Consider the following 4,959-nt stretch of genomic DNA (forward strand, 5'->3'; position numbering starts at 1 on the left):
GATGAAGGTTTCGCAAGGCTGGCGGTCGATTGCCGGCTCCAGAAGCCGGCATATTGCCTTCCGCCCCGCCGCCGCTTACGAAATGCTGCCTGCGGGGAATTCTTTTGGTTCGGCATAACAGATGATGATTGCTCGTCTTCGACGTGCCATGCGATGGCAATCGCTTCCGCTTGTCGTCGGCTTCGCCGTGCTGGCGCTGATTGTCGGCAGCCGCGCCATGCTGGTCGAGGAACAACGGGCCAACCGCGCCGCCGCGCGCGAGGCAATCGAATATCAGCAATTGCTTTCGGGTCTGCTTTCTCTGGCGCAGGAAGCCGAGAGCGGCCAGCGGGGCTACCTGCTGACCGGCGAGAAATCCTATCTCGAACCCTATCGGAGCGCTGTCGGCGCCATTCCGGGGCAACTTGCCCGCATCGACAGCTTGACCGCCCCCGACGACCAGCTCGTCCAGCCGATCAACCATATCAAGGACGCGCTTTCGCAAAAGCAGGCCGAACTTGCCGAGACGATTGCCCTGTACGAACAGGGCAATGCGACGAAAGCGCTGGATCTGATTCGCAGCGGCCAGGGCAAGGCCGTCATGGACGAAATCCGGACCAGCATGGATACGGTCCGACGCATCAGCGCCGCAGCCGTCGCCGCGCGCGACGCGCATACCGACCAGGTCGAGGCCTGGCTACGCATCGGTTCGGTGGCGGCGCTGCTGGCGATCTTCCTGCTTGCCGGCTACGCGATCAGGGAATCGCGCCGCCGCTTCCGTGAGGTTGCCGTTGCCCAGGATGAGCTGGTGCGCAAGAACGTGGCGCTGGGCAATGAGATCGAGACACGTGAAAAGGCCGAGTCCCAGATCCGCCAGATGCACAAGATGGAGGCGGTAGGCCAGCTTACAGGTGGCATCGCCCACGACTTCAACAACATGCTGGCGGTGATCATCAGCGCCATGAACCTCGCCCAGCGCAAGCTCGCGCGCGGCGAGCACGACATCGCACAATTCATCGATGCGGCGATCGATGCCGCGACCCGCGCCGCCAATCTGACGGCCCGGCTGCTCGCCTTCTCGCGTCAGCAGCCGCTGGCGCCGCAGATCGTCGACGCCAACCGCCTGCTGACCGGGATGTCCGACCTGATCCGGCGGGCACTCGGCGAAACCATCCGCATCGAAACGGTGCTGGCGGGAGACTTGTGGAAAACCCATGCCGACCCGAGCCAGATCGAGAACGCCGTTCTCAACCTGGCCGTCAACGCCCGCGACGCCATGGGCGATGATGGCAAGCTGACCATCGAGACCGCCAACAGCCATCTCGACGACAGCTACGCCGCCGCCCATGCCGAAGTCGCGGCCGGCCAGTATGTGATGATCGCCGTCAGCGATACCGGTTCGGGCATGACCCCCGATGTCATCGCAAAGGCCTTCGAGCCCTTCTTCACCACCAAGGCGGTCAACAAGGGCACCGGCCTGGGGTTGAGCCAGGTGTTCGGCTTCGTCAAACAGTCGGGTGGGCATGTCAACATCTATTCCGAACCCGGCGAAGGCACGACGATCAAGATCTACTTGCCGCGGTATTTCGGCGCCGAAGAGCCGGCCATGACCACGGGGCGAGGCGACAACACCGCCGCACCGGTCACCGAAACGATCCTTGTCGTCGAGGATGATGCCCGCGTGCGGGTCTCCACGACTGAGGCCATACGCGAACTCGGATACACCGTCATTCATGCAGCGAGCGGCGAGGAAGCGTTGCAGAAACTGGCGGAGAACCCGAACGTCGCCCTGCTGTTCACCGACATCGTCATGCCCGTCATGAACGGCCGCAAGCTGGCGGAAGAGGCCGTTGCCCGCATGCCGCTACTGAAGGTGATCTTCACCACCGGCTTCACCAGGAACGCAGTGGTCCACAACGGCGTGCTCGACCACGACGTGCATTTCCTCGCCAAGCCCTTCACCATCGAGCAACTGGCGGCGAAACTGCGTGACGTGCTCGGCACGACGCAGGTCGCAGCGGATTGATCACAATCGCTTCAGCCTGACGCAGCCGCACTTCTCCACAGGCCGGGATAGTCGACAACGAAGCCGTGGGGCGAGACGTTGAGCGTCTCGTCATAGCCAAACACCGGCGCGGCATAGGCGTAGCGAACCGTGTCGAGACGCCGATAGGTCTGATCGAGGCGCACCAGGCTCAGTTCAGGGAAAGTCAGGTAGGCGGCCGGAGCAGGCGCCGCCTCGCCGATGCCGAGATCGAACCGGCGGATCGCCAACAGGTTCGATGCCGGTGTGAAGCCAAGATCGACATCGACAAGGCCGTCGACACCCTGCTGGACTTCGCCGTTCAGCATCCACTGGCCGTTGGAATCGCGTTCGATCGCATAGTGCAGCTGGCGCGTGCCGAGAAAGCCTTCGATAAGCGCCGCCCGTGTGTGCCAGCCGGCATCGCAATTCACCTCGTAGGCGAGGCAGCACGGCTTGCCGTCCTGGATGAAGATGGCTTGTCCCTTGAGGCTGTGCCCGCCATCGGTCTGCGAAAGGAGACAGGCATCATGCCCCTCCACGTCCAGCCGATGCCAGAGGATCGAAGCCGTCATTGCTGTCATCGTCACCTCCTTCGAATTCAAAACGATGATGTATTCCTTCGCCTGCCAAGCCAATTGTGTTTCACCGCGGCGCGCTTCAGCTGACATGCCCTGACAGAATCCGGGTCCCTGCCGGCAGAGGAAAATTGTTGCCTTGACATTCGCGGCCTCACGCCCGACTTCCTAGCGCACGACCCCGAAATCGAAGTCGATTTCGGAAAGGATCATGCGCAGAATCTAAAGTGCTACAGCGTCCTTTGCGCGTCCAAGAGGACGCGCGGCGCTGTAGTGTCGAGGAGACCAACCCATGCCAGAGCCCCGACGATCGACGATCGATGCCGGAGAAGTGGAACGCTTTTCCGCCCTTGCCGCCGAATGGTGGAACCCGAACGGCAAGTTCCGTCCCCTGCACAAATTCAATCCGGTCCGGTTGGCCTATATCCGCGACCAGATAGCGACGCGCTTCGGCCGTGACCCACGCGCTGCAAGGCCTTTCGAGGGCCTGCGCATCCTCGACATCGGCTGCGGCGGCGGACTTCTGTGCGAACCGATGGCGCGGCTTGGCGCCGAAGTCGTGGGCGCGGATGCCTCCGAAACCAACATCGAAGTGGCCAAGCTGCACGCCGCCGAGGGCAATGTCAGCGTCGACTATCGCGCCACGACGGCCGAGGATCTTGCCGACGCCGGCGAGAAATTCGACGTCATCCTCAACATGGAAGTGGTCGAGCATGTCGCCGACATCGACCTGTTCGTCGCCAAATGCGGCGAGATGGTGCGGCCCGGCGGCATCATGTTCGTGGCCACCATCAACCGCACGCTGAAGGCGCTGGGCTTAGCCATCATCGGCGCCGAATATGTACTGCGCTGGCTACCGCGCGGCACCCACCAGTTCGGCAAGCTGGTGCGCCCGGAAGAGCTCAAAAAGGCGCTTGGCGGCGCCGGCCTGACCATCATCGACCGCACCGGCGTCACCTACAACCCGCTGGCCGACCGCTGGGCACGCTCGAAGGACATGGACGTCAACTACATGGTCCTGGCGGAAAAAGGCTCGGTCTGACCTTATTCTGAATTCTGGCCTTATTCAGAATTCAGCGGCCTGTAGCCGCCGCGCCAGTAGATCAGCGCCTGGCCGGCATCGTGGGTGCGCACGGCCTCGACCGAGCCGATGACGATGGAATGCGTGCCGCGATCGATCATTTCGTCGAGGCTGCAGTCGAAGGCGGCCACCGCGTCCGAAAGCAGTAAAGCTCCGGTCTTGAGCGTCGTCCATTCGGCGCCCTCATAGCGGTCCTTGCCCTTGATGCCTTCAAAGCCGGAGAACCGCTCGGCCACGCGCTGATGCTGGGGCCCAAGCGAATTGACGCCGAAATGCCGGTAGCGTTCGATCACTGGCCAGGTCGACGACGACCTGTTGACGCAGGCGATCACCTTGGGCGGCTCGGCCGACAGCGAGACGACCGAAATGACCACCAGGCCGGAGCGATCCTCGCCGGTGCCGGCGGTGATGACGCTGACATTGCCGACGATCAGCCGCATCGCGGCGCGAAAACAGCTACATCGACAGCAGTCCCCTCGGATGTCTTCAGTTCGTTCATGGCTTGCTCCAGAGCACGATTCCAAAAAGGGAACGGTCCTCGGAAAAGATCACGCTCAAAAAGGAAGATAAAGCAGATCTGGATACAAATTCAGGTGAAATCGGCTCCAGGCGCGAAGGTGATTCGGATCCCCTGCGACGCTCACGCCTTCTGGCTTTGTGCCCTGGTGGTGATGAACACGCCGGCGGTGATGATGAGCGCGCCTGCCCAGGTCAGCAGCTGATAGTGCTCGCCGAGGAAGATGGTTCCGGCAAACAGGCCGACGGCCGCCGCCACATAACCGATCTGGCTGAGATAGACCGGACCGCCAACCGCCTGCAGCCGGAAGAAGAAGGCGAACATCGCCGATGCCGACGCAACCTGCGCGACCACCACCAGCGGCACGCCGCCGAGTGGCGCGAAAGCCTCGCCGCCGAACAGGAGGAGAATGCCGGCAAGCAGCATCGCCGCCGACGCCAGATGGCTGCCGACGGCAAGCTCGATCGGGCCGGTGCCGTCCGGCCAGTCGACCGTGCGGTAGATGTTGCCGGCGGCAAGGCTGACCGGAATGAGCAACCCCATCGCCACCCAGAACAAATCGGCCGGCTGGCCGGCCTCGCCGCGCGTCACCGCGACCATGACGGCGCCGACGAAGCCGACGGCGATGCCGACAATGCCCAGCATGTTGGGGCGCCGGACACGCAACAGGATCGAGAACACCAGTGTGATGACAGGCGACAGGGTGAACATGATGCCGGTGTAGCCGGCGCCCAGATGCGGGATGGCCGAGAACATCAGGAGGTTAGGGACAGCATAGGAC

5 protein-coding genes are annotated in these 4,959 nt (G+C 63.0%); 2 read left to right on the top strand and 3 right to left on the bottom strand.

Annotated elements, in window-relative coordinates:
* Positions 1 to 148 precede the first annotated feature (148 nt).
* Positions 149 to 2,005 (top strand): CHASE3 domain-containing protein, encoded by a 1,857-nt coding sequence (locus EOD15_RS28355; protein WP_127322514.1) that lies wholly within the window; start codon positions 149 to 151, stop codon positions 2,003 to 2,005.
* 11 nt (positions 2,006 to 2,016) lie between these two features.
* On the opposite strand, the gene EOD15_RS28360 is transcribed toward EOD15_RS28355, so the two are convergent.
* A complete protein-coding gene (locus EOD15_RS28360) occupies positions 2,017 to 2,586 on the bottom strand; it encodes a putative glycolipid-binding domain-containing protein (protein WP_127322515.1) in 570 nt (189 codons plus the stop codon).
* Between the two features lie 286 nt (positions 2,587 to 2,872).
* Here EOD15_RS28360 and ubiG point away from each other — a divergent pair, with 286 nt between their 5' ends.
* Positions 2,873 to 3,622 carry a bifunctional 2-polyprenyl-6-hydroxyphenol methylase/3-demethylubiquinol 3-O-methyltransferase UbiG gene (ubiG, locus tag EOD15_RS28365; protein WP_127322213.1) on the top strand — a complete coding sequence of 250 codons (750 nt, stop codon included), beginning with the start codon at positions 2,873 to 2,875 and terminating at the stop codon, positions 3,620 to 3,622.
* Positions 3,623 to 3,642: 20 nt separating this feature from the next.
* On the opposite strand, the gene EOD15_RS28370 is transcribed toward ubiG, so the two are convergent.
* Together EOD15_RS28370 and EOD15_RS28375 are read right to left on the bottom strand one after the other, a co-directional pair.
* Positions 3,643 to 4,101 (bottom strand): flavin reductase family protein, encoded by a 459-nt coding sequence (locus EOD15_RS28370; protein ID WP_127322212.1) that lies wholly within the window; start codon positions 4,099 to 4,101, stop codon positions 3,643 to 3,645.
* 200 nt (positions 4,102 to 4,301) lie between these two features.
* A partial coding sequence (locus EOD15_RS28375) for a DMT family transporter (protein ID WP_148129668.1) occupies positions 4,302 to 4,959 on the bottom strand: 658 nt, incomplete at its 5' end.

The organism is Mesorhizobium sp. M7A.T.Ca.US.000.02.2.1, assembly GCF_003996995.1.
GTDB lineage: Bacteria > Pseudomonadota > Alphaproteobacteria > Rhizobiales > Rhizobiaceae > Mesorhizobium.

Excerpts from the sequence above, each read along its gene's own strand:
- EOD15_RS28360 (WP_127322515.1), bottom strand. The coding sequence starts at position 2,586 with ATGACAGCAATGACGGCTTCGATCCTCTGGCATCGGCTGGACGTGGAG.
- ubiG (WP_127322213.1), top strand. The coding sequence starts at position 2,873 with ATGCCAGAGCCCCGACGATCGACGATCGATGCCGGAGAAGTGGAACGC.
- EOD15_RS28370 (WP_127322212.1), bottom strand. The coding sequence starts at position 4,101 with ATGCGGCTGATCGTCGGCAATGTCAGCGTCATCACCGCCGGCACCGGC.
- EOD15_RS28355 (WP_127322514.1), top strand. The coding sequence starts at position 149 with ATGCGATGGCAATCGCTTCCGCTTGTCGTCGGCTTCGCCGTGCTGGCG.